The sequence below is a fragment of the Tindallia texcoconensis genome (genome assembly GCF_055383815.1).
The window spans coordinates 858,990-884,182 of the sequence record NZ_AP042431.1; the positions used below are offsets into that span (position 1 = coordinate 858,990).

21 protein-coding genes, 1 riboswitch and 1 other annotated feature are annotated in these 25,193 nt (G+C 41.0%); all 21 genes read right to left on the reverse strand.

The genetic code is table 11. The annotated features are described in order from the left end of the window. Positions 1-80 precede the first annotated feature (80 nt). Positions 81-1,121 (reverse strand): L-erythro-3,5-diaminohexanoate dehydrogenase, encoded by a 1,041-nt coding sequence (gene kdd, locus ACZ47N_RS04105; protein ID WP_464887864.1) that lies wholly within the window; start codon positions 1,119-1,121, stop codon positions 81-83. A 255-nt stretch (positions 1,122-1,376) separates the two neighbouring features. Further along, positions 1,377-2,855 carry a sigma-54 interaction domain-containing protein gene (locus ACZ47N_RS04110; protein WP_464887865.1) on the reverse strand — a complete coding sequence of 493 codons (1,479 nt, stop codon included), beginning with the start codon at positions 2,853-2,855 and terminating at the stop codon, positions 1,377-1,379. A gap of 14 nt (positions 2,856-2,869) precedes the next feature. Then, positions 2,870-4,048 (reverse strand): THUMP domain-containing class I SAM-dependent RNA methyltransferase, encoded by a 1,179-nt coding sequence (locus ACZ47N_RS04115; RefSeq protein WP_464887866.1) that lies wholly within the window; start codon positions 4,046-4,048, stop codon positions 2,870-2,872. Position 4,049: 1 nt separating this feature from the next. Beyond that, on the reverse strand, positions 4,050-4,397 hold the full coding sequence (locus tag ACZ47N_RS04120) for a cupin domain-containing protein (protein WP_464887867.1): 348 nt from the start codon (positions 4,395-4,397) through the stop codon (positions 4,050-4,052). A gap of 109 nt (positions 4,398-4,506) precedes the next feature. Continuing rightward, positions 4,507-4,686, reverse strand: a complete 180-nt coding sequence (locus ACZ47N_RS04125) for a hypothetical protein (protein ID WP_464887868.1) — start codon at positions 4,684-4,686, stop codon at positions 4,507-4,509. 100 nt (positions 4,687-4,786) lie between these two features. Next, positions 4,787-4,876: riboswitch (cyclic di-GMP riboswitch) on the reverse strand. 48 nt (positions 4,877-4,924) lie between these two features. Then, positions 4,925-6,205, reverse strand: a complete 1,281-nt coding sequence (locus tag ACZ47N_RS04130; RefSeq protein WP_464887869.1) for a dihydroorotase — start codon at positions 6,203-6,205, stop codon at positions 4,925-4,927. A gap of 106 nt (positions 6,206-6,311) precedes the next feature. Continuing rightward, complete coding sequence (locus ACZ47N_RS04135) at positions 6,312-8,693, reverse strand: transglycosylase domain-containing protein (protein WP_464887870.1); 2,382 nt, start codon at positions 8,691-8,693, stop codon at positions 6,312-6,314. Positions 8,694-8,783: 90 nt separating this feature from the next. Next, positions 8,784-10,220, reverse strand: a complete 1,437-nt coding sequence (gene gatB, locus ACZ47N_RS04140) for an Asp-tRNA(Asn)/Glu-tRNA(Gln) amidotransferase subunit GatB (protein ID WP_464887871.1) — start codon at positions 10,218-10,220, stop codon at positions 8,784-8,786. Further along, the gene (gene gatA, locus ACZ47N_RS04145; RefSeq protein WP_464887872.1) at positions 10,217-11,689 is read right to left on the reverse strand and encodes an Asp-tRNA(Asn)/Glu-tRNA(Gln) amidotransferase subunit GatA; all 1,473 of its coding nucleotides are present in this window, start codon (positions 11,687-11,689) and stop codon (positions 10,217-10,219) included. Before gatA ends, gatB begins: the two co-directional genes overlap by 4 nt. 30 nt (positions 11,690-11,719) lie before the next feature. Further along, a complete protein-coding gene (gene gatC / locus ACZ47N_RS04150) occupies positions 11,720-12,004 on the reverse strand; it encodes an Asp-tRNA(Asn)/Glu-tRNA(Gln) amidotransferase subunit GatC (RefSeq protein WP_464887873.1) in 285 nt (94 codons plus the stop codon). Between the two features lie 13 nt (positions 12,005-12,017). Beyond that, positions 12,018-13,304: an aspartate--tRNA(Asn) ligase gene (aspS, locus tag ACZ47N_RS04155; protein ID WP_464887874.1), complete on the reverse strand. Its 1,287-nt coding sequence runs from the start codon at positions 13,302-13,304 to the stop codon at positions 12,018-12,020. Positions 13,305-13,365: 61 nt separating this feature from the next. Further along, positions 13,366-13,657, reverse strand: a binding site (T-box leader). Positions 13,658-13,731: 74 nt separating this feature from the next. Beyond that, complete coding sequence (locus ACZ47N_RS04160) at positions 13,732-14,607, reverse strand: S1C family serine protease (RefSeq protein ID WP_464887875.1); 876 nt, start codon at positions 14,605-14,607, stop codon at positions 13,732-13,734. 59 nt (positions 14,608-14,666) lie between these two features. Continuing rightward, positions 14,667-15,761 (reverse strand): HD-GYP domain-containing protein, encoded by a 1,095-nt coding sequence (locus ACZ47N_RS04165; RefSeq protein WP_464887876.1) that lies wholly within the window; start codon positions 15,759-15,761, stop codon positions 14,667-14,669. Between the two features lie 106 nt (positions 15,762-15,867). Then, positions 15,868-17,058, reverse strand: a complete 1,191-nt coding sequence (locus ACZ47N_RS04170) for a GGDEF domain-containing protein (protein ID WP_464887877.1) — start codon at positions 17,056-17,058, stop codon at positions 15,868-15,870. 99 nt (positions 17,059-17,157) lie between these two features. Continuing rightward, on the reverse strand, positions 17,158-18,528 hold the full coding sequence (locus ACZ47N_RS04175) for a PhoH family protein (protein WP_464887878.1): 1,371 nt from the start codon (positions 18,526-18,528) through the stop codon (positions 17,158-17,160). A 122-nt stretch (positions 18,529-18,650) separates the two neighbouring features. Beyond that, positions 18,651-20,000: a CoA-disulfide reductase gene (locus ACZ47N_RS04180; protein ID WP_464887879.1), complete on the reverse strand. Its 1,350-nt coding sequence runs from the start codon at positions 19,998-20,000 to the stop codon at positions 18,651-18,653. A gap of 282 nt (positions 20,001-20,282) precedes the next feature. Further along, a complete protein-coding gene (gene lipA, locus ACZ47N_RS04185; RefSeq protein WP_464888409.1) occupies positions 20,283-21,143 on the reverse strand; it encodes a lipoyl synthase in 861 nt (286 codons plus the stop codon). Then, a complete protein-coding gene (gene lipB, locus ACZ47N_RS04190; RefSeq protein ID WP_464887880.1) occupies positions 21,118-21,819 on the reverse strand; it encodes a lipoyl(octanoyl) transferase LipB in 702 nt (233 codons plus the stop codon). Before lipB ends, lipA begins: the two co-directional genes overlap by 26 nt. 18 nt (positions 21,820-21,837) lie before the next feature. Further along, a complete protein-coding gene (locus ACZ47N_RS04195; RefSeq protein ID WP_464887881.1) occupies positions 21,838-23,052 on the reverse strand; it encodes a PAS domain-containing sensor histidine kinase in 1,215 nt (404 codons plus the stop codon). 27 nt (positions 23,053-23,079) lie between these two features. After that, entirely contained in the window at positions 23,080-24,204 is a 1,125-nt protein-coding gene (locus ACZ47N_RS04200; protein WP_464887882.1) for a D-alanine--D-alanine ligase family protein, read from the reverse strand. 11 nt (positions 24,205-24,215) lie between these two features. Then, entirely contained in the window at positions 24,216-25,085 is an 870-nt protein-coding gene (ispE, locus tag ACZ47N_RS04205) for a 4-(cytidine 5'-diphospho)-2-C-methyl-D-erythritol kinase (protein WP_464887883.1), read from the reverse strand. Positions 25,086-25,193: the final 108 nt, after the last annotated feature.

The following is a 25,193-nucleotide window of genomic DNA, read 5'->3' on the forward strand; positions in this document are numbered from 1 at the left end:
TTCTCTCCTTTGTCTTTTATCAGATAAAAACCCCAGGTGAGATGAGTATTGGGTCGCCTGGGGTTTACTTGCGTTACTCCTTATGCATAGAGCTCTTCGAATTTTTTACGAAGAACATCGCTTTCTCTCATGATTTGCATGGATATCTCCGCATGACCCTTGGTATATCCATTTCCAATCAACATGGTGGTATCTCTTCCAATTCCTTCTGCTCCCAATGCTGCTTTGGTAAAGCTGGTAGCCATGCTAAAGAAATAGATCAAACCAGTATCTTTTGCGGCTAAAATGCTTCCCATTTCTGTATTGGCAATGTTTACGCAATTAATTACCACGTCGGCCATTTCCCCATCCGTAACCTCTTTCACTGCTTCCATTAATTCTACAGCATTGGTTGAGTCAGCTACCACGTATTCATCTGCCAAGTTCAAGTCTCTAATACCATCGATTCCTTCTTTGCGACGCCCTACGCAAATGACTTTTCCAGTAACTCCTGCACGTTTTTTGGCTTCATACAAGCATAGCATTCCAGATTTTCCGTATCCGCCAATAATCACAACCGTATCTCCTGGTTTAACAAGCTTCGCCGTTTGCGCTGGTGCTCCAGCAACATCCAACACGGATAAAGCTAAGTTTTCTGGTAAATCCTTTGGCAATACAGCGTAAATACCACTTTCAAACAAAACAGCTTGTCCTTTAATATCCACCTGATCGATATCTTTTCGGATTTCATTTATTTCTTCAATTACTAATGGAGTTAAAGAAAGGGATACAAGGGTTGCTAGCTTGTCGCCCACTTTTAAGTCTGTTTTATCCTTCATGGCAGCGCCAATTTCCTTTACAGTTCCAATCAGCATTCCACCAGAACCTGTCACAGGATTATGGTGTTTTCCTCTTTCCGCCACAATCCCCTTCATAATCTCTTTAATTTTATCTAAGTCTCCTGCTGCCTGCTCTTTTATCTGTGTAAAGCTGGCAGAGTCAACGTTTAAGGTTTGAACATCCAGCAAAATCTCATTGTCGTAAATCTCCATGCTGTTATCAATCTTTTGAGCTGGCTGCGGCAATACCCCTTTAGGCTCAATTACCCTATGCGTACCGTATGGACATCCAATTCTTTTCATTCTCATCATTCCTCCTTAAAAATATTGGTGGTGTCATTCATTATGAATTTACTTATATTCTTAATACTTTGCAAGGTTTATGCCATTTTTTCTGTTGCCTCTAAAAACCAGAGATACATCCTTCATTCTATTCCATACACCCTCTCCATTACAAGGGTTTTCACTGGATGAGTTTTTTTCTCCCGCTTAAAAATCCACCATCACCATAGGCCATCCTAAGTCTCTCTACTAAAATAACCGCCTGTTTTTCGGCGGTTATCCTTGATTTCTATTCTCTTCCCCTGTAATTCCCAATTTGCTTAGTCGGTATTGAAGGGTTTGTCTCGGCATAGAAAGACGTTCAGCAGTTTTAGTAATATTCCTTCCCGTCCTATTATATACTTTTTCGATTACCTGCTTTTCCATATCACCCATTAATTTTTTCAAGGAAAAGCTTGCATCTTCTGGGATTTCTGCCAACAATTCTTTTTTATTTTTCTTTCTTTTTTGTAAGTAATGCGGCAGATCTTCTACACGAATCCACTGGCCATCCATAACATTCATGGTCCCCTCAATGATATTCTCAAGTTCTCTTACATTTCCTGGCCAAGGATGATTTTCTAAAAAACACAGAGCTTCTTCACTCACACCTAAGACTTTTTTATTTAACTTTCTATTAAATTTATCCATAAAATATGCTAACAGCACAAAAAAATCTTTTTTTCTCTCCATCAAATCCGGTAGACGGAGAGATACCACATTAAGTCGATAAAACAAATCCTCCCTCAACTTCTTTTCCTGTACCGCCTGAAAAGGATCTATATTCATTGCTGCAATTATTCGTACGTCGATTTCTATGGTTTTTATATCGCCTACTCGACGAATGGACTTTTCTTCTAGAACTCTTAACAATTTTGCCTGCAGCTCCATGGGCATTGAGTTGATTTCATCTAGAAACAGTGTTCCGTTGTTGGCTAACTCAAACAATCCTGGCCGATGATCCGCACCTGTAAAACTTCCCTTTACCGTCCCAAAAAGGATGCTTTCCAGCAACGTCGTTGGAATCGCAGCACAATTCTGGGCTATAAACGGATTCTCCCTGCGTCCACTGGCATTATGAATCGCCTGAACAATTAACTCTTTCCCTGTACCCGTATTCCCGTATACAATCACCGAAGAATTGGTAGTAGCCGCTTTCATTGCTTTATGTTTCAGACTTTCTATTTCCGGACTCTCACCAATAATATCATCAAAACTATATCGAGCCGTTCCTTTTATAGATTTTTGCGTGTCAACTTTTGGAGCATACATTTTTTCCTGTAGGTCTACTAGGCGCTCGGATAATTCTCGTACTTGGGTGATATTCCGAGATAACTCCAAAGCGCCTACCATAACTCCATTTTTATTGAGAGGAATTGTACTGTTTATGGTAGTGATCTTGCTTCCTTTGTAATTCAAAAAATCTTGTTGATAATGATAAATAGCCCTTCCAGTTTTTAAGGCTTCCAGTAAGGTACTGGTTTCTTTTGTAAGAGAAGGATAGATATCTAAAATATGACTTCCTATTACTTCTTCTTTTTTCAAACTGTCCAGATCTGCCGCTGCCTCGTTGCAATACACGATGATTCCATGGCAGTTTACCACTTGAATCCCTTCATCCAAAATATCTAACACAGCTTCCATATCTTCTTTATTTAATAAACTATCCACAAAACCACCGCCAATTCTTAAGCTTCTCCGCCAGTTTTTCGGCATTCAGGTGTTTTCTTTTATTCTCCAGTTTCTTCTACTTCTTTTTTCTTTGGTGGTCGCGGCCCTTGATATTGATAAAACTGACACATGATTCTTCCATTGTATAGCTTTCTTCTTCGATCTGCTTTTTTTCCAAAATCCGCTTCCAAATCCGGATAGGCCGTTAAAATATATTTGGACCATGTTTCTAATTTTCCTAGAACACTTCCAAGTTCCGAATAGATTTTTTTCACTTCTTCTTCATCGCCCATACGTTCTCCGTAAGGGGGATTCGTAATGATGCATCCATAAGAATAGCGAGACCTAAGCTCATTAATGTCACGGGCTTCAAAATGAATCTCTCCATCTAAAAAGGCTTCCTGGGCATAATGCCTTGCTGCACGTAGGCCACGTTCATCAATATCAAAACCCTGTATTTGAAGAGGTTCCTCATATCGAGCTAAATCATGGGTTTCTTTCCTTGCCTGCTGCCAATCACTGGCTTGAATCCATGGCCATGCTTCTGAAACAAACTCTCGGTTCATTCCAGGTGCCAGGTTTTTTCCAATCATCGCCGCTTCTATAGGAATGGTTCCCGAGCCACAAAATGGATCAATCAATACTCGTTCCGGTTTCCAGAAGCTCAATTGCACCATGGCAGAAGCTAAGGTTTCCTTTAATGGAGCCTGATGGGTGCTTTTTCGATATCCTCGTTTATGAAGCCCTTCTCCACTTGTATCGATGGTTAACGTCGCTTTATCTTTCAACAGGGCCACTTCTATTTTATACTCTCCTTGATTTTCTTCAAACCACTCTTTCCGATATTGTTTCTTCAGGCTCTCCACCACTGCTTTCTTTACAATTGCTTGACAGTCTGGAACACTAGTTAATTGAGATTTTACAGATTTTCCATTCACCGGAAAACGTCCATTCTCGGGAATCCAGCGACTCCAATCTAATGCTTTTGTTTTTTCAAACAGTTCATCAAAGGAGTTGGCCTGAAATTCACCCACCTTTAAAAGAACTCGCTCAGCGGTTCTTAACCAAAGATTACTTCTACAGATGGCTTCTGGTGGTCCTTCAAAGGTTACCCGACCATTTTCAGTTTCTAACACCTGGTAGCCAAGAGCTTTAATCTCCCTAGCTACAATGGCTTCCAAACCAAAAGCCGCCGTCGCCATTAATTGAATATGAGATGCTTTTTCATAGTTTTTCAATTTACTGATGTCCTTCCTCTGGCACGATGCATATAAATTCAAATGGCTCGCTGCCCTCATTTATGAATTGATGTTCCTTACCTGCCGGCACATAGGCATAGGACCCCTCTTTTACGGCATGTTTTTTTCCTTCCAAGAAAAGAGTGCCATGACCATGGACCATAAAATTAATATGAGGCCAAGGATGGATATGCCGTGGGGTATGCCCACCTGGCTTCAACTCCACTACTCTCATAACATGGCCTTCCCATCCTTCCTCTGGGGATATAAGCGCCTTCATAGAAGCTTCCCTGGCTTCTGGATGGTTTATTTTCTTTTTTTCTGCTTCTTGAACATGAGAAACAATCATTTTTCTCCCTCCCGCTTCTTAAGAATATGATCTCTCTTGACATAGTATACATTATAGCAAACATCCGCTTTTTTCGCTATAAAAGCAAAAAAAGACCCCTTATGGGTCTTTAGCAGTTTTCATTCTCTATTGGCACCTGAGTCACTTCTCTTCGTACCAATACCTTTATTTTTTCATTTGTTAAAACGGTTCCCTTTTTCATCAATAATAGTCCAGAATCGTTGTAAAGATCTTCGGATAAAACCATCCCCACGTCGCATTCTTCCAATGGAATTTTTACTTTTACCATTCTGACCAGCTCCTCCCTTTGTTGTCGCCTTGCCCTTAAATTTACCGAGAAAAAAGACCCGCACAATAGCATACGGGTCGCCTAATTCATCCTTGTTTTTAGGGGCAACCCGACCATCTTATCAGCCTATACTGACGTAGATTCGTGGCTTTGCGTCACCGTCTTTCGAACGGTTTTGCCTTTTTTTATTAACTACATCTTATCACATATCGAATTTTTTGACAACGTTTCTTTTTTCTTAGCTTTTCTCCTGATAGCGTATCTCCCCACCCAGGATGGTGGTGGTCACTTTTCCCCGAAGTCCCATCCCATGATAGGGTGTGTTTCGACCTTTGGAGAAAAAATCTTCTGAATCCACCGTCCAGCGTCGATCCAAGTCCACCAGTACCAGATCCGCATCCATTCCTGGCTTTAAAACTCCTTTTCGGTCCAAGCCTAACACTTTGGCTGGAATGGTACTCATCCGTTGAACTAGCTGTTGTATATCTAAAACTCCATTATCGATTAAATACGTGACCCCCACAGAAAACGCTGTCTCCAGCCCAACAATTCCATTGGCAGAAGCAATTAAATCTTGGGTTTTATCGGATTCTGTATGTGGCGCATGATCCGTAGCAATTAGATCGATGGTTCCATCTTTTAGACCTTGCTGTATGGCTTTTACATCCATTTCCGTCCTAAGAGGTGGACTCATTTTAGCCATAGACCCTCTGGTTAGAATCATTTCTTCCGTAAGAGAAAAATGATGTGGTGCCGCTTCGCAGGTAACAGGAACGCCTTTGGCTTTTGCTTCTCGAATTAACCTGACGCTTTCTGCAGCGCTTACATGTTGAATATGAAGCGGACAATTCAAGATTTCCGACAGATAAAGGTCCCGATGAATCATAAGGGTTTCCGCCATAACAGGGACCCCCTCCAAATTCAGTTTTCCAGATATCCTTCCTTGATTGATACTTCGATCAAACATTAAGCTTTCATCTTCGCAGTGCAATCCTACCAGTAAGTTGGATGCTTTCGCTTCTTTCATGGCCTCTATCAAAATTCTTGAAGAAGACACTGGGCGACCGTCGTCTGTTACCCCAACCACTCTTGGATGCGTATACAGCCTAAAGTCTGATTTTTCTGTTCCTCCTAACCCCTTTGTGATACTAGCCATTAAAAGTACCTGACAAGGAAGATGTTCCGTCTTCTTAAGCCAGTCTTCCAAGGCGGATTCATGGTCTGGAACTGGTTGTGTATTTGGCATACATACCACCGTTGTATATCCACCAGCCAAGGCAGCTTTGCTTCCAGTTTCTAGGGTTTCCTTCTCTTCTCCTCCTGGTTCACGAAAGTGTACGTGCATATCAATAAAGCCTGGTAGCACCCATTGATCATTGCCTTCAATCACCTCTGCCCCTTCTAAATCTAAGGCTTCTGTAAATCTTTCTATGGTCCCCCCTGAAAGAACAAGACTTCCCTTTGCCTCGGCTCCAGTTTCTGGTGAAACATATCGAATATTTCGAATTAGCTTTTTCATAAACTTCCTCCTTTGCACAAGGTTTCTTTACTCAACGTTTCTAAAACCAACCCTACATCTTTTTCCACCTTATCCCTATAAATGGATAGGTTTTATGAAAAACACCTCACTCAACAGCATTGGATGCTTGATGATCCTCTGATGAGGAAGTATCTTGTTCTTCTGATGGTGCTTCTTCCGATGGTGCTTCTTCCGAAGAAGTTTCTTCTTCCTCTTCTTCCGGTTCCAGCTTTGGTGGTGGTGCCCGATGAACAGAACAATACTGATCTGGTTCTGTTCCCATGATGAAAATCTCTTGCCTAGTGCTTCCACAGTGGCGATTCGCCAGAAAACCAGAAGTACTACAAATCGTTTTTTCAACAATATCTTTGGGCCTTGTATATCCTTTAGGTTCTAAGTTTTCATGAATTTCCATCATCATTTTCTGCCACAGGACAGTTGCCATCCTGCTTCCCTCCGTTAACGCTTCCGGTCGATCATTTCCAATCCAAAGACTGGCGGCGTAGTAAGGCGTATATCCCACAAACCAGGCATCTTTTTTATCCGTTGTAGTACCCGTTTTTCCTGCTACTGGTATTCGCTGATTTTGAGGATCTAGTTTAGCTTGAGAACCAGTTCCATAGGTAATGCTATGCACCATCAAATCCGTCATGATATAGGCAGTTTGTGGCGTTACCACCCGCTTTCTTTTGATGTTCCTATCTACCAAAAGATTCCCTTGACGATCCTTAATATGCGTAAAGGTATAGGGTTCTACATAAACCCCTTCATTGGCCATGACGCTAAAAGCAGCCGTCATATCCATAGGAGAAACTCCTAGGGTCATCCCTCCAAGAGCAGTAGAAAAGGTCTCATCATGATAGGAAGCTCCATCCTGATCCACATAGGGTTCCTTTCGACTTATGATAGAAGTGATTCCACTCCGTTCCAAATATTCAAACATGATATCAAAAGCACCTTGCCGACTTCCACCAATTTCATGCAATAATTTCACCGTCGCTACATTGCTAGACCATTGAAGGGCTTCCCGCAAAGTAATATGACCAAAATATCCTTGTCGATACCAATTGCGAGGCCAAGGCCTATTGGGATTCGCTGGATCCAAGTACACTGGTGCGTCATGGATAAGAGAGGCAGCTGTCTTGCCCTTATCTATAGCTGGAAGATAGACCGCCAATGGCTTAATAGCCGATCCTGGCTGCCTTGGCACCAAGGCTCGATTCAGCATATTTCTTCCGGTCACCATCCTCCCACCTGAAATGCCACGAATAGCGCCTGTCTTATGATCCATGACCACAAAAGCACTTTGAGGTTGAATGTTTCCATGAAGATCTCGAAGGACATGGCCTTCTGCATCTCTCATGGTTTCAGGAAAAGCGTCTGGATCATCAAAGGTAGCTTCAATGATTTGCTGTATCTCCATATCTAATGTGCTATAAATATGCAACCCGCCGGCATAAAAAAAATGCCGGGCCTCTTCTAGGCTATAACCCCTATCCTGAAGGACTGTCAGCACATCCTGTCTCACTAAATCTGCAAAATAAGAACCTATTTCTTCTCCATCTTGCAATCTTCCTGGTTTCAACAAATCTACTAAGGTTTTATCGATGGCTTCATGGTAGGCCTCTGTACTGATCCACCCTAATTCATGCATTTTTCCAAGTACCAGCTGCTGTCGGTTTTTTGCTTCCGGCTGCATCAGCATCACATAGTTTTCGTCCAGCACCTTCAGAATCCTTGTTTCATCCATCACTTGAGATGCCTTAACGGTTTTAATAGGTGCGTATCGACTAGGATTTCTGGGAATACCTGCTAGCAAGGCTACTTCTGCCAAGGTTAGTTGCTCAACATCTTTAGAAAAATAAACTTGTGCCGCCGCCTGAACCCCATAAGCACCAGCTCCTAAGTAAATAGTATTCAGATAAGTCTCTAGTATTTTTTCCTTTTCAAGGTTTTGATTTAACTGAATCCCATAATACATATCCTGAATTTTTCTAGTATAGGTTTGCTCGTGGGTCAGAAATAACATTTTAGCCAATTGTTGGTTAATGGTGCTGGCGCCTTGACGACTACCTGTTCGATAGTTGGTCCAGCCAGCTCCCAAGATCCTTCGGATATCAATGCCAGGATGATCCCAAAATCGCTCATCTTCAATGGCAATAAAAGCGTTTTGAACCAGCTTTGGTATTTCTTCATAGGAAATGATTTCTCGATACATTGGGGTCTCAACTTTTTCCAAGACTTCCCAATCATTATTGTTCGGATAATAAATGAAGGAACTTTCATCCAACAGTTGATATAAGTTGTCCGTATGAATCGCTTCCAGATCAGAGACAATACTGTGAACAATGGCAATAGTGGTGCCGGTAACCGCTCCAAAAAGAATAAGCATTACCAGCACCACTGTTAGAAAAATTCGTCGAAAAACATCCGACCATTTTTGTTTCTTTTGAAGTTGTTTTTCTGTTCGAGGCCTTTTATTTTTCATCCTTTATCCTCACTATCCCATTTAAACCCAATCCTAACTTCCATTGTAAAGGAATAACCGAGGTATTGCAATGTCTAGTTTCATAGAGGATTATGCTTTCAATGCTTTTTCCAGCAGTGTCTTTGCCACTTGTGGATTTGCCTGGCCTTTGGTTGCTTTCATTACTTGACCCATGAGAAACCCAATGGCCTGTTTTTTTCCATTTTTGAAATCTTCTACTGAGGAAGGATTCTCTTCCATAACCCCTTGTATGGTTAATTCCAATTCACCTTCTCCACTTATTTGCTGAAGCCCTTTTTCTTCTATAAGGATATCTGGTGTTTTTCCAGTTTCTACCATGGCATCGAATACATCTCTCCCTGCAGTTACACTAATGCTGCCTTTTTCAATAAAACGGATTAAACTGACCAAATCCTCAGGCTTAAGAGGTTGCTCTTCTGCTGACATTTCTTTTTCTTTCATCACTCGAAGCAAATCCCCTAAAATCCAGTTGGCAGACGTTTTAGGGTCAGCTCCCGCTTTCACTACCTCTTCATAAAAATGACTCAAGGCCATTTCATTCACCAGTATTTCTACTTCTTTCTGACTCAATCCATAGGTTTCTAAGAATCGTTTGGACTTCTCCGCTGGCAATTCCGGCAATTCTTTCTCTACTCGTTGAATAAGTGCTTCCTGAATAAATATGGGTTTCAAGTCTGGATCTGGAAAGTAGCGGTAATCATGGGCATCTTCTTTGGTTCTCATCGAAATAGTTTTTCCTTTTGCCGCATCCCATCGACGAGTTTCTTGAACCACTTTATGACCTTCGTTAAAACTATACAGCTCTAACTGCCGCTTTTCCTCCTTCTCCAAGGCTTTTTGCAACTCTTTAAAAGAGTTAATATTTTTCAGCTCTACTTTTGGATTAAAGGCCTCTTGTCCATAAGGCCTCACAGAAATATTTCCATCGCATCGAAGGGATCCTTGCTCCATTCGACAATCTGAAACGCCTGCATATTGTAAAATAGATCGAACCGCCCTTAAATAGGCTACCGCTTCTTCTGGCGAACGCATATCTGCTTCGGAAACAATTTCTACCAAAGGAACCCCTACCCGATTATAATCAATAAAAGAAACTGGTTCTTCTTCGTCGTGCAGTAACTTTCCGGCATCTTCTTCTATGTGAATTCGATGGACTCTAATCGTTTTCCGTTCTCCGCCACTCTCAATCTCTACATATCCACCAGTACAAATCGGAAGATCATACTGGGAGATCTGATATGCTTTGGGCAAGTCTGGATAAAAATAATTTTTTCGATCCATTTTATTGTTTTGTTGAATTGAACAATTTAGAGCCAACCCAGCTTTCACCGCCATTTCCACTACGGCTTCATTTAACACTGGCAAGGTTCCAGGAAGGCCAATGCAAACGGGGCAGGTATTTTGATTTGGCGGAGAACCAAAGGTAGTGGGACAATGACAAAATATCTTTGTTTTTGTATCCAATTCTACGTGAACTTCTAATCCTATAATCGTTTCCCAATTCATTTCAACGCCTCCTTCCCAAGGCTATTTCTAATATCTAAGTTCAAGCTTTTTTCCAACTGATAGGCCATCCGCAGCAAGGTACTTTCGCCAAAATGTTTGCCTATCAACTGCATTCCTATAGGAAGGCGATTTTCACTGAATCCACAGGGCATTGAAATAGCAGGCAGCTCTGCCAAGTTCACATCCACCGTATAGATATCCGCTAAGTACATGGCTAGTGGATCCATTATTTTTTCCCCTTTTGGGAATGGTAGAATAGGAGAAACCGGACCCAGCACTGCATCATATCCTTGAAATAAATCTTCAAATTGCCCTCTTATTTTCTTTCGTAATTTCTGAGCTCTCTGATAATAGGCATCATAGTAACCAGAAGACAATGCATAGGTACCGAGCATAATTCGTCTCTTCACTTCTTTCCCGAAACCTTCAGACCGGCTGTTCACCATCAACTCTTCCAAAGTATCAAACTCTTTGGGTCGGTACCCATAACGCACGCCATCAAATCTGGCCAAGTTTGAACTTGCTTCCGCTGATGAAATAAGATAGTAGGCGGATAATCCTGCCGCAGAGAATGGTAATGAAACCGTCTCCACCTCTGCTCCTAACGCTTGAAGCTCCTTCACCGTTCTATTCAATGTCTGGTATATTTCCTTGTCTAAACCTTCTTGCTGATATTCTTCTGGCAAAGCTATTTTTAACCCTTTTAGACTTTTTTCCAATCCATCTGCAAAAGACCCTGTATGATGGGCCGCCACACTGGTAGCGTCCATAGCATCAAATCCTGTCAGCACATCCAATGCTAACGCACAGTCTTCTACATTTCTAGTGAAGGGTCCTATTTGATCCAAGGAAGAAGCAAAGGCCACTAACCCTGAACGAGAAATACTTCCATAGGTAGGCTTCAATCCTACGACTCCACAAAAAGCTGCCGGCTGACGAATGGATCCACCTGTGTCGGATCCCAGGGCTAGGGCAACTGTTTCCGAAGCCACAGCAGCTGCGGACCCGCCAGAAGAACCACCTGGAACTCGATCCAAATCCCAAGGGTTGGAGGTTGCCTTGAAGGCGGAGTTTTCCGTCGAAGAACCCATAGCAAATTCATCCATATTGGTTTTTCCAATTATAATGCCATCGGCTTCTTTAATTTTTTGAACAACCGTTGCATCGTATGGAGGAATAAAATCCCCTAACATTTTCGATGCACAGGTTGTTGCAATACCGTCGGTACATATATTATCCTTTACAGCTATAGGAATAGCCGCCAGTAATCCTGTTTTTTCCCCTCGACTTCTTTTTTCATCTAAATGTCTTGCCTGCTCCAGTGCTTCTTCCTGGCATAAATGCAAATATGCATTCACTCGTTCTTCTGTTGCATCAATTTTTTTATAGGTTTCCTCTACCAATTCTCTTGCCGAGACCTCTTTTTTTATCCATCTTTCACGTTGAGACTTGATGCTCATCATTTCCATGGTTATCAACACCCTCTTTTTCCATAATTTCTATTCCAGTATTTTAGGAACCTGAATCAATCCATTTTTTAGCTCTTTGGTATTTTGGTAAAGTTTTTTCTGATGGCCAAAAAGAGTTGGATGATCTTTTCGTAGCAATGTTTTCTGTTCTTCTTCTGGAAGGGTTAACTCAACAGAATCCACATCATAACTGGCAATAACTGCAAAATGCTCTAAAATATGGTCAAACTCACGGGTATACTGCTGAATTTCCTCTTCCTCCAAATGGAGTTTAGCAAGTTTCGCAATATACTTCACTTCTTCTGGTTTCATCATTACTTCTCCCTCCTTATGGGGTGATTCGTTTCATATCCCTTGGCAGTAATGTTGCTTCTCGTATATTGTCCAGTTGACATAATTTCATGGTCAACCTTTCTAATCCAATGGCTAAGCCTCCATGAGGTGGCATCCCGTATCGAAAGGTCTCTAAATAAAAATCAAAATCTTCCGGATTCAGTTCAAAGACTTCCATATTTCTTTTTAACTGCTGATAATCATGGATCCGCTGGCCCCCCGTAGTAATTTCTAGGCCTCTAAAAATAAGGTCAAAACTCTTAGTTAAGGTTGGATCTTCTTCTACTGGCATGGTATACACAGGTCTTTTGCTAACCGGATACCGAGTCAGAAACACAAAATCACTATTATATTTCTCTTTCACATATTGAGAAAAAAGGATTTCTCCCTCTGCATCCAAGTTGCCAGGAGGAGATTTTTTATCAAAAGAGGTTCGTAGAATCTCTCGGGCAGTTTCCAGTTCAATTCTTGGTATTTTTTCAATGATAGGAAGATCCACTTCAAGAATTTCCAACTGTTCCCTACACGTTTTCCTCAAGTGATCCAATATATGACGAAGCAATCCTTCCTCTAGATCCATAATATCGTTTTCGTCCTCAATAAACCCCATTTCAACATCTAAGCTAACGTATTCATTTAAATGCCTCCAGGTATTATGCAATTCTGCCCGATAGGCATGACCAATTTCAAAAACTCTCTCAAAGCCAGCTCCTACCATCATCTGCTTATAAAACTGTGGGCTTTGGGCCAAAAATGCTCTGGTATCAAAATATTTTACCGTAAACATTTCCGATCCGCCTTCTGTTCCAGAGGAAATAATTTTCGGAGTGTGAATTTCTGAAAAATGTTGTTGCTTGAGATAATCTCGAAAAGCCGTTACAATTCCTTCTTGTATGGCAAAAGGTGCCCGAGTTTTAGGATTTCTTAAGCTAATGGATCGGTGATTCAGCTGTGTCTCCAGATGTAGATTTTCTTGCTTATTAACCGGAAATGGTAATTTATCATAATAAGCATTCCCTAGGACTTTTATTTCTTCTACTTTTATTTCTAATCCATTCACTGCTTTTGAATTTTCTGAAACCACCCCAACTACTTCCAAGGCCATTTCCAATCTTAAGCCTTGAAGTTCCCCTTCTTCCAACACCAATTGTACAAGACCAGATTTGTCTCTCAAAGTTACAAATGCAATTCGCCCCAGATTGTGAATTTTATAAATCCACCCCTTGACCAGTATTTTTTGATCCAGTACGCTTTGTAAATCTTTCACATAAACTCGTTTCATAATCCTTCTCCTTTCTTATTTTCCATACAAAAAACCCGTCTCTGCTCAGCAATACTACTGAAGCAGGGACGGGTATCTTTTCCGCGGTGCCACCCTTATTAGTCTAATAAATAGACTCACTTTATTTTTTCATACAGAAAGAAAATCTTTCGATATGTACTCCCTTTATCGGAGGAGAATCGTCCAAGTCTACTAAGTCTAAAAGAGTGGCGTCTTTGTAACTGGCCGTCTTCGTAACCGTTTGGTTGGATGCTCCCGGGTGTTTTTCTACTCACACTGCCTACTGGACTCACACTATCACCAGTTCGCTGAGAGGTTCGTAATGAATATACTCTCCCGTTCGTCACATGATTATCTGAATTTTTTCTTATTATATCATTTTTAAAAAACTTTGCAAGCTTTAATTAAGGATTTTCTCCATGTATGCTTATGGGTTAATCCAATGCGGATTATTGTCAATAAGGCTTTTGATATCCTTGGAGGAAATTGCAAAATTAAGATTCTCAGATTCATCCATTTTAAAGGTTGTCAATCCAATTAATTCACCTTTCATATTCAATAAGGCCCCTCCAGAATTTCCTTGAGAAATAGGTGCCGTTATTTGAATCAATGTTTGTTCTCCAGTTTCTCGAATTCCAGACACAATGCCATCCGAAACAGAATTCATCAATCCACGAGGGCTTCCAATGGTAACGATCCGTTGTCCAGGGCTTACATCAGATGCAGCGCCTAGAGGAATTGGTTTTAAAGACATCTCATCCCTGTTTTTCAGTTGCAATACGGCCAAATCCTGTTGTTGGTCATACCCCAAAAGCATTAAATCTCTTTCTATCACCACTCCACCAACAGCTTCAAACTCGGCTTTTGCCATATAGGGAGATGATTCAATGACATGAAAATTGGTGACCACATGACCCTCTTGACTAATCAAGACACCAGATCCTTGACCTTCTCCCGCTATTATTTTAACCACACCTTCCTTCATTCCTACTATTTGTTCCATGCTTCGTTCTATGGGAGCATCTAAGATTTGGTATGCCTTGGTCCTATCCGCTACCGGCGCTTGAAGGCTATTGCTTTCCGTCTTTTCTTCCAAAGGCGGTGTCGTATCTTCTTGTTTCGGCTCAACTTCTCTTTCTGTTGAAACAGATGCGGTTTCTGCATGTTCATTGCTGAAATACTGAAACAACAAAAATCCAGCGGTTCCATATACAAAAAGCAGCATAAAGGTAATCCCTGCTATCATAGTGATGGCAAGAGATTTCGATACTTTTTTGTTTTTTCCTTTTTCTTTTTTCGCCATTTTTTCAATCCTTTACCCCATCTAGTTTCTGTCAATAAATTAGTATTCCTTTATCTCAATCATTTTTCAAAATGTTTTAAAAAAGAAGCCTCACCTGGATCTTTTAAGGTTCTGGAAATCATAAGATTTCGATTGGTCAATAGATCTATTTGTTTCCCCTTCATTGGTCCGTTAATGATTTTAAGCACTGGACGTGTATGAAATGGTGTGTTGGTCTTGATGACAACGCCTGAACTTCCATCATTTAACTCTGCCAATGTATTAATCGGATACGGATTAATGTTTTGAATAAATTCTTGTACCAGTTTTGGGTTAAACTGAAGGCCAGACTGAGACATAATATACTCATACACTTCTGGTATTGGATATGCCTTCCGATAAGAGCGATCATTGATCATCGAATCAAAAGTGTCCGCCAAGCCAATAATTTGGGCTTTTTCGTCAGTCTCCTTGCCTTTTTTTCCCTTTGGATACCCACTACCATCCCATCTTTCATGGTGCTCCAAAATTGCAATCAGAGCTTCTTTGCCAAGGCTCGCTTTCTCATGAAGAAAGCAATAACTTTTTTTCGGGTGACTTCTAATAATTTCAAATTCTTCCTCCGATAGTTTTGGTTTTTCCATAATTTCCAACGGAATAAAGAGCATACCTATATCATGAAAAATAGCTGCTCGTCCAAGGATTTCCAATTGATTTTTCGGCAGCCCAAGACTGGTCCCTAGGAGCATGGCATTAATCATAACTCCTACAGAATGTTGATAGAGATATTCATAGGCCGTTTTCATACTAACCAGCTTTTCCATGACGGCTTCTTCTTTCAGAAAATCCTCTACAACAGAACTCATCATTGACCGTACTTCATACAGTTCAAACTCTTGACTTTCCTTTTCCGATCTTCCACGAATTCTCACTAAATGCCTAAGCTGAACCGTCATTTTTTTCTGTATTTCTGGCCGAATAATTTCCTGCAGTTGATAATCCAATAGCCTATCGTATATCCGGATCGATGTAATGCCTTCCATATGCATTTCCGTCCGATTAAAAATAGAAATAGGCGTACCCTTAGAGTAAAGTAGCTTGCCTTGGGAATTATAGACTGCTTCGGCTAAGATTGTATTTTCCTGAGCATAACTGGTTTTAACCTTTTTAATCATGGTTTCCCTCTCCATCAGCATGACGAAATACCTGCTTATATTTCATTATACAGGATGATACCTATTTCAACAACCACCATCTCCTAAGGTTACCCCACCTATTGGCTCAAAATACGTCATAATGAGAAACCTCATTTCCACCTTTTTCTTTAGAACGATATAACCCTAGGTCTGCTTTCTGGATAAGTTCTGTCACACTATCTCCATCTTCAGGGTAAACAGCAATCCCAATTGAAATCGTAAAATGTGGGTCTTTGGTGTCTTGGATTTTTCTCAAGAGGCGTTCCGCCACCAGTTTTCCTTCCGCCAAATTGAGTTGCTGAAGCAGGACAATAAACTCATCTCCACCATAGCGCCCAAGATAATCTTGATCTCGTATGACGCCCTGTGTCACAGAAGATAGTGTTTTTAGAGCAACATCTCCTTTTACATGACCATACCGATCATTCACCTCTTTGAATTTATCGATATCAAACATCAGTACAGAAAAAGAAGAACCATCGTTATGCCTGATTTGTTCATCAATAAAGTCCATAATGCTAATCCTATTAAAAGCCCCTGTTAAACCATCCTTTTTAGCATTTTCTAGAAGAGTCTGATGACTTCGAATGATTTCGTTTTCTCGCTTTTTCACTGCATGATCTGCTGTTTTTTTCAAACGACGCTGGTAGGTGGCCGCTAGAGATTGCATTTCTTTTATTTCATCCTCCATCATTTTGGAAAAATGAGTTAAAAGCATGGTATACCCCCCTACCTTTAGAAGCAAAGATACTTCTAGGGCATAGAGAGATCCACGAAAAAACTGAACCGTATAAGCCATCACCACCATAAACAACCCATAATGATATCGTGTAAAGACTTCTTTGCCTCGGTTCATTTTATAAGTCGTTATGATAGCTGGCAACCATAGAAACCAAGGAGCCCAGCGATGATCTATCCGTGTGATCCATCCAGCTGCAAACCTATGGGTCATCCAGAAAAAAAACACACTCCCAACCATCCCTACTATAAAAAAAGATAACGGGTTGGTTTTTTCTTTAATGATATCGCCATAGATCAACATGACTAAAAACAATAGCATGGTTTCTGCCATCCAATAGACTTGATCAATTTGAAGACCAGGAATAAGCAGTAATCCATTCATTAAATATCCAACCATAGAAACCCCAAATATAGCACCCAACAACCGTTGTTTTTGTTGTTGATAGGGGAAGTTCATTACCATCACCACAATCGAAAAACTGACGCATAGTGAATAGAGCCATAAAAAGCGATTGGCTACATGATAGTAATCCATGATACTCCCCCCTTTTCTAACCGTCGAATCCTATCTCTACTCTGACGAATCTTTATGTTCTAGCCGTTTATGATCTTTTTTCTCAGGCCATCATCCAGATTACATATGTTTTTCTGCCAATTGGGCCAAAGGACTTCTTTCTACTTGCTGCAATGTGACATGTCCTGTAATTTCAAAAGGCTTCATTCGATCAACGGTATATACCAGACCATTTGACTTGGAATCAACCAACACATTATCAATCTGATTGTCTGATGGATCTCCTAAAAACAAAAACTTAGCCCCATCGCCTGCTCTAGTCAGCATCAACTTGGCTAAATGCGGCGTGGTTTCCTGGGCTTCATCTACAATAACCAATGCGTTGGATAATGTTCTTCCACGCATATAATTGAAAGTCTTCATTTCCAAAACACCTGCGTCCATATAAGTATTAATAAAATGTTCCACAGAAAAGTCCGGCTTTTCACCTTTTGAATACTGTCTGGTTTTCTCTTCCCCTTTTGATTTTTGTTTTTGATCAAACAGGTTGTCCACGGCATCGTAAAAGGCTTGCATCCATGGCTTCAGTTTTTCTCGTTCTTCTCCTGGTAAAAACCCAATATCGTTTCCAGCCGGAACCACAGGTCGAACAAAAATGATTTTTCGAAAAAGATTTTTCTCTAAGACACTTTGTAAGGCATAGGCAATGCTAAGAATGCTTTTTCCGCTTCCAGCACCGCCCATGATGCTTGCAAAATGAATCTTCGGATCATGGAGTAACTCCATGGCCATTTTTTGTTCTCTGTTGATGGGTTTCAGTCCCCAGGTATATTCGTTAACGTACTCCAAGGGTTGTATTTTATTATTTTTCAATTTTGCTAACAACTCATGGCCTGCTTGATCTTGACTTTTAATATGAAAAAAATGATTGGGATGCACTGAATCCGTTAAGTTTTTAGGCACATCCAGTCCTCCGGCATACACTTGATTCATTTCTTCTGAAGCCATGGTCAATTCACTGAAGCCTTGATACAAATCGTCGGTTCGAATTTTATCCGTTTCATAGTCTTGCACTGTCAATCCCAGTGCATCGGCTTTTACGGTCATGCACATGTCCTTTGTAACTAAAATAGTTGGTCTTTCCTTGTCTTTTTCCGCTACTGCTTTTGCAATGGATAAAATCCGGTTATCATTTTTTTTGGAATCCATTCCTTCTGGCAAATTGGCTACATCTACATAATTCATTTCAATTCGAATCAACCCTCCAGAAGGCAATGGAATCCCTTCCACAAAATCTCCTCTTTCTCTTACTTTATTCAGTTCCTTTAAAACCTGTCTGGCATGATACCCTACCATACCGGATGCTTTCTTGAGCCCATCTAACTCTTCCACCGTTACCAGGGGTAGGATCAAATGATTATCTTGAAAATTATATAGAAATAGTGGATCATGAATCATCACATTGGTATCAATCACATAGTTTTTTATCATCACATGACTCCTTTCTAGTAGTGTTCAACAAAAACGATAAAATCAAGTGAGCAATCCATAGTCTTCAGAGCACTGATAGATCATGGAGTCCCAAATAAAATGATCCCTCGCCCTCACAATGATCAAGGAGCTGCATTGGCTGCAACTTGAACGACATCCCACACCGTAGAAAAAGGTGGTGCATAACTAAGGTCCACGAGGGCTAATGCTTCCGGTGTCATCTGCTGATGAATAGCCAGTGCCAAGACATCTATCCGTTTCCCAGCTTCTACAGGGGATATCATCTGTGCCCCTAACAAACTGCGACTGTCACGATGATAAATAAGTTTTATAATGACCCTCGAAGCCCCTGGGTAGGATTTCGCATGGTTCAGGCCTTTGACTGTAACCGTCTTGTATGGAATCTTTTCTTGTTTCGCTTCTTTTTCTGTCAGGCCAGTTTTAGCAAAAGCCAAGTCCATTCCTTTTACAATAGACGTCCCCAAAATCCCTGCCATGGTTGCCTCTTTTCCACCGATTACACTACCAGCAATTTTTCCCTGTTTGTTAGCCGTTGTCCCTAGAGGAAAATAAACATCCCTTTGATAAATTCGGTGAAACACAGTGGCACAATCTCCTGCAGCATACACATCCTTCAGATTTGTACGACTTTGCGCATCTACCACAATGGCACCTTTTTCCGACATTTTGATTCCACAGCCTCTTAGCCATCCAGTATTTGGCTTGATTCCAAGAGCAAAAATAACCAAATCCGCTTCGTAGGATTGTCGATCTGTTACGACACGCTGAACCTTCCCTTCTCCTTCTATTTTTTCTACTGTTTCTTCCAATCGAACCGTTGCCCCATGTTTTTTCAGTTCTTCCAAAGCAGCCTCCCCAAACTCGAAATCCATATTGTTCAGCAGTTGGGAGGGACGTTGAATAATAGTGGTCTGCTTCCCTTGCACCAACATAGCTTCAGCTACTTCTACATTAATATACCCACCACCCACAAGAATCACCTGATTCCTACTTGGATCTTTCATCCATTGTTGAATCTTTTTGGCATCTGGAATGGTTTTCAACAGAAAAACACCCTCTAAATCTCTTCCCATCATATCTGGAAAAACTGGATCTGCTCCTGTTGCAATCACCAGGTAATCATAAGGTTTGTCCATGACCAGATTTGTTCCTATCTCCTTGATAGACACTATTTTCTTTTCAGGATCTAGTTCAACGGCTTCGTGATAGAGATAAATATCGATTCCTTCTTCTTGAAATTTTTCAGGTCTTCGAACCACCAGCTCTTCTGGATCTTCTAGATGCCCTGCCAGGTAATAAGGAAGTCCACACTGGCCATACGCCACAAATCCTCCTCTTTCATATACCTCTACCTCTAGTTCTGAGTTTTCTCGTTTGGCTTTTGACGCAGCACTCATGCCTGCGGCAACACCACCTATGACAATGAGTTTTTCTTTCCCCAAAAAATTCACCCTTTCTGCCCCTATATGCCTTATTTCAATTCAATGCAACATGTGGATGCTTTCACCTTTCGGGGATCCTATTGATATAAAAGTAGGATTCCTTACAAGATATGTACCCCCATAGGCTTAAAGCATTCAACCTTATGACAGAAATCCCCTCAGAAATAATCCCCTAAACGCCACACTCTTTTAGACCTAGCTGGCCTCGGTGATGGTCAGGCCTCAAAACTAGTCTCCACACCCTTTGCGTATACTAATTTCTCATAAAAAAAAAGCCACAGGCATGGCTTTTCAATGATCTTTAAGGACTTCCATGGCCCGGGCCGCATTATAGGAGCTGCGGATAAAAGGCCCACTCTCTACAAAAGAAATTCCTTTTGCAAGACCCATTTTCTTATAAACATCAAACTGTTCTGGGGTGACAAATTCTTCCACTGGAAGGTGTTCATCCGATGGTTGAAGGTACTGACCAATGGTCAGTATATCACATTTTATCTTGACTAATGTATCTATAACGTCTTGCATCTCTTTTTCTTTTTCTCCCAGCCCTACCATAATCCCAGTTTTGGATAGAATCGAAGGATTTTTTTCTTTTACTCTTTTTAATAATTCTATGGACCTTTGATAATTCGCTCCAGGTCGGACATTCCTATACAGAGAAGGCACAGTTTCTATATTGTGATTAAGGATTTCTGGTTTTGCTTCCAAGATGACATCCAAGGCTGCTTCCTGGCCCTGAAGATCTGGGATTAACACTTCAATACTCGTGGAAGGATTCAATCTTCTGACTGCCTGGATTGTCTCTGCAAAGTGAGCAGCTCCACCATCAGATAAATCATCCCTTGTTACAGAGGTAATGACTGCATGCTTCAGTCCCAATTCCGAAACAGCCTCTGCTAAATGCCGAGGTTCATCGATATCCAAAGGCTGGGTCTCCCCTTTTCCAACGGCACAAAAACGACAACCTCTGGTGCATATATCTCCCATAATCATAAACGTCGCTGTCCGGTTTTCAAAACACTCGCCCACATTCGGACAATTGGCTTCTTGACACACCGTATGCAAGGATAAGTCTTTCACCATGGCTTGCATTTTGTCCAAACTTTTTTTGTCCGGCATTTTTTTTCTAAGCCATTCTGGTTTCCGTTTCACTGGCAATTTTTTTTACCTCCTCCAAGGTTGTCGATAGTAACTTTGCCTTATATAAGGATTCAAAATTTCTTTTTAGGGCTTCTATTATTTCTTTCCGAGTTTTCGTAATGCCCAGTTTTTCCATTGAGGTAACGCCAAATTCCGTAATCCCACAAGGGTTAATATACGTAAAATGCTCTAGGTTTGTATGATGATTTAGCGCAAATCCATGCATGGTGGACCATCGTTTAATCGCCACTCCCAGTGCACAGATTTTTTCATCACCTACCCAGATACCCCGATACTTTTCTTTCCGCTGGCTTTCTAAATCAAAGTCTTTTAAGGTTGCTACTACCCATTCTTCCATCTGCCACACAAACCATTGAACATCCTTTTTGAAGTGTGCCATATTCACCAACAGGTATCCAACTACCTGACCAGGTCCATGATACGTTACATTGCCACCTCGATTACTTTCAAACACTTGAAAACCCTGGTTTTTAATAAGCTCCACAGGAAATAAAAAATCATCTTCCTTATGATTTCTTCCTAATGTAAAAACTGGGGGATGTTCCACAAAAAATAAGAATCCTGGTATTGAAGGATTTTGTTTCAAATACCCATTGACTTGTTGCTGCAAGGCAAAAGCTTCTTCATATTCCATCCTTCCTAAGTCTACCCATTTGATATTTTTCAAGGTTTCACCCTCTTTTCTTCATCTTTTTGTATCCTTGAAGCAAATAGCCATGGTAGTACCCTCTCCTATCTTACTTCGAACCACTAAGGATGCACCAATTTGCTGAATTAACTCCCTTGAGATTAAAAGACCCATGCCGGTACCTTTTTCATCCGCAGTTCCATTCTGACTCTCCACCTTATCCGTTTTAATCTCTGTTACTTGTTTCTCCGTCATTCCAACGCCTGTATCCCTTACTCCCACCAAAATTCCCTCTTTCTGTTTCTCCGCAAACAAAAGAACCTTTCCTTGGGACTTGGTGTATTTAATGGCATTGTTTGTAAAATTTCGAAGAACCGTTTTCAGAACATTATAATCGCACTGAATGCATATGTCTGCTTCTAATTCTGGGTCGATCCCAATAAAAATCTTTTTATGCCCTGCCTGTGCTTGAAAAAGAGCTAACACCTCTTCTAACACTGGCAATAGAGGAAACCGATCCACATCCAAACTTACATTCCCTTGATGTACCGTTGCCCATTGTAAAATATTTTCTAAAAGGGTATAGCTGTTTTTAGAGGCACCATGTAATTCTTGAAAAAGCATGTCTTTTTCCTCTAAATCAAAATCTTCTGGCGATGCCAACATCATCTCAAATATACTTACCACATTTCCTATGGAATTTTTAAGGTCATGGGCCATAATACGCATCATTCGGTTCATAATTCGGTTGGACTTTTTTAAAGCCTGTTCCGACTCATATACTTGTTTTTCCCCTTGTTTTCGATCGGTGATATCAAATACAATGCCCCGAATTCGATGTGGTTTTCCTGTCGGTGTCCATTGGATGATCTTTCCCCGATCATAGAACCATTTAATTTTTCCCGTTCGTGTTAAAATTCGGTATTCTGTCTCATAAACTGGTTTATGACCACATAAATGATCCCGCATGTCTCGATTAGCTTGATCACGATCCTCTGGATGGATCATCCCTACAAAATCTTCAATCGTGAAAACGTCTTTTTCAGGATCATACTCCAATGCTTCCAACTTTAAATGATTCGCGAAAACTTCTCTTGTGACATAATCCATTTCCCAATGACCTAAATTCCCAGCCCAGGCAAATTCCAATTTTTCTTCCTGCAATCGCTCTTGCATCAGCTCTTCTTCTCTTTGCTTTAACCGATCTACTTCCGCCTGACATTCCTGAAGCCTTCTCCTTAAGTGCTCTAATTCCTTCTTATCCTTCTCCAAGTCCATCCCCTCCTTGCATCATCGAGGTTAAAGGGTTGGTTGCCCTAAAGCTTCTTCTATCAGGAAGCGGATTAATTCTCCATAGGGCATACCAGAAGTCTCCCACATTTTTGGGTACATGCTGATTTTAGTAAAGCCTGGCATCGTATTAATTTCATTGACCATCCAATCCCCTGACTTAGGATCTAAGAAAAAATCTACTCTAGCCAACCCTTCGCATTCTAAAAGCTGATATACTTGGATTGCCATTTTTTGAACCGTTGCTATTTCCTTTTCTGAAAGAGTTGCCGGAATTTGAAAACTGCTCTTCCCAGCCAAATATTTATCTTCATAATCATAAAATTCTCTTGATGGAATGATTTCTGCTGGTAGTGCTACCCTAGGATTCCGATGATGCCCTAACACAGCACATTCAATTTCTCGTCCTTCAACAAAGGCTTCCACAACTACTTTGGAATCATGAGCCGTTGCTTTTTCCAAAGCTGTTTTCAACTCTCTTGGATTCGATGCTTTACTGATTCCAAGGCTAGAGCCTAACCGTGCTGGCTTAACAAACATAGGGTATGATAAAGACTGTGCCAAGGTCTCCAAGATCTTCTCTTCTATAGGCATGGCCGAGGCCAAAGATATCACCTGATAAGGCGCCTGATTTATATTTTCTCTTTCGAGTATTTTTTTGGTCATCCCTTTGTCCATGGCCAAAGCAGATGCCAGCACCCCTGAACCAACATACGGTATTCGACAAGCTTCCAGCAATCCCTGTAACACTCCATCCTCTCCATAAGGTCCATGAAGAATAGGAAATGCAACATCCACCATCAGCTTCTGATCCTTTTCCGGATAATGAATCCTTAAAGAGGCTTCTCCCGGAGTCAGAGTAACGGTTTTTCGATGGTCTCGATACTGAAAACTAGCTTCTTCGAATCCATTCCATGTACCTGCTTGAATTTGATGTTGTTTTTCATAGAGCTGAAAGAAGCCTTCTGGCGTGATGCCCACAGGAATTATCTCATATTTTTTTATATCCATTTGCTTTAGAACTGAAGCCGCAGACATCAGGGACACTTCATGTTCCGATGACGGCCCTCCAAATAATACCAGCACTTTAATCAAACTCATACCATCAACCTTTCCCATCAATCTGACATTCAAATGGCCCTCCATTATCTTACAATGGTGTGGGCTAAATAGGTTTCACGATAAATCCGCTTTAACTTTTCATGGGCTCTTTCAGCCTGCTGCTTATTTTTATATAAACCAAAAACCGTAGGCCCACTACCACTCATCATTGCTCTAAACGCATTGAATTCCATCAGTTTTTTTCGTATTGCTTCTACTTCTGGAATCATCCCTACCGTAACTGGTTGCAATACATTGCCCATAGACTCTGCCATCATTGCAAGATTTCCACTTTCCAGTGCCTTTATGAGTTTTTCATTATCTGGACGCTGTGTCATTTTCTCCATCTGAAACTCCCGATATACATCGGCTGTAGAGGCAGAAAAAGGAGGCTTTACCAACACCAACCAAAGAGGCGATTTGGTTCCAATGGGCGTAAGTTGTTCCCCGATTCCTTGGGCTAAAGCCGTTTTTCCCATCAAACAATAAGGGATATCTGCGCCCAATTTTTCACCAAGTTCCGCCAACACATCCTCTGGCGTCTGCTTTTTCCAGTACCGATCCATCACTCGAAAAGCCGCAGCTGCATCTGCACTTCCTCCAGCTAATCCTGCCGCCACTGGAATCCGCTTTTCAATATGTATTTGAAGGCATTCCTTCTTGATATCGATGCCATGGTATTCTGCCAAAGATTGAACAGCACCATAAACTAAGTTATTTCGATTAAGGGGAAGGGTAGACTTATTGGATGTTAATCTAATTCCCGGTCTATTCCCTGGCTGGACTTCTAGTAAATCACACAAAGAAATCTGTTGCATCACCATAGAAACCTCATGGTACCCATCCCTACGCTTTCCAAGAATGTCCAGAGATAAGTTTATTTTTGCATATGCTTTTTCTTGTATCCGTTTCAATCCCTTCACTCCTATGGCCAGTTGTATTTCAGTATTTTCTCAGGTATTCTGCCTTTCATTGTACAACAAAGCATGTTTAATTTCCAGCTTAATCAATTTGTCACCACA